The sequence below is a fragment of the Streptomyces sp. PTL18 genome (genome assembly GCF_059510295.1).
On the sequence record NZ_JCAJZO010000132.1, the window covers coordinates 1 to 557 of the forward strand.

Below are 557 nucleotides of genomic sequence, written 5' to 3' on the forward strand. Positions count from 1 at the left end.
CTGCACCGCGACATCACCCTCGTCTGGGCCGACGGCGGCTACACCGGCTCCCTCGTCGACTGGTGCCGCCAGAAACTCGCGCTGACCTTGGAGATCGTCAAACGCACCGACGACATGGCGGGATTCGTAGTGCTGCCCAGGCGCTGGGTGGCAGAGCGCACGTTCGCGTGGCTGATGCATTCGCGCCGGCTGGCCCGGGACTACGAGACGTTGCCGGCCAGCAGCGAGGCGATGATCCGGTGGTCGATGGTCACGCGGATGAGCCGGCGTCTGGCACGGCCACGGGCCGCCGGCCGACGCTGAATGCCCCCGACGTCTCCTGCACCAGCCACCCGCGCTCCGCCAGACGCCGGGCCTTCGAGCGCACCCCCTCGACCTTCGCCGACGTTGTCTCCAAGCCCAGCCGAGCCGTGATCTCCCTGGCCTTCAGCGGCCCCTGGCCCGCCGGCTGCCGCTCCTCCAGCACGCCCAGAATCCGCTGGTAGTCCGGCGCCAGCACCGTCACCGGCAGTCCTTCGCGCCAAGGCGGCACGACCGAACCCGGCACCGGCGAGGAC

Annotated in this window: 1 protein-coding gene and 1 pseudogene; one reads left to right on the plus strand and one right to left on the minus strand. The window is 71.1% G+C overall.

The window, feature by feature from the left end; all coding sequences use genetic code 11:
* Positions 1-303, plus strand: a 303-nt coding sequence (locus AC5WS8_RS39325) for a transposase (RefSeq protein WP_496108266.1), incomplete at its 5' end; no start/stop codon positions are given.
* Here AC5WS8_RS39325 and AC5WS8_RS39330 read toward each other — a convergent pair.
* Positions 251-557: pseudogene (locus AC5WS8_RS39330) on the minus strand (hypothetical protein); the annotation flags it as partial. The gene AC5WS8_RS39325 and the pseudogene AC5WS8_RS39330 overlap by 53 nt on opposite strands.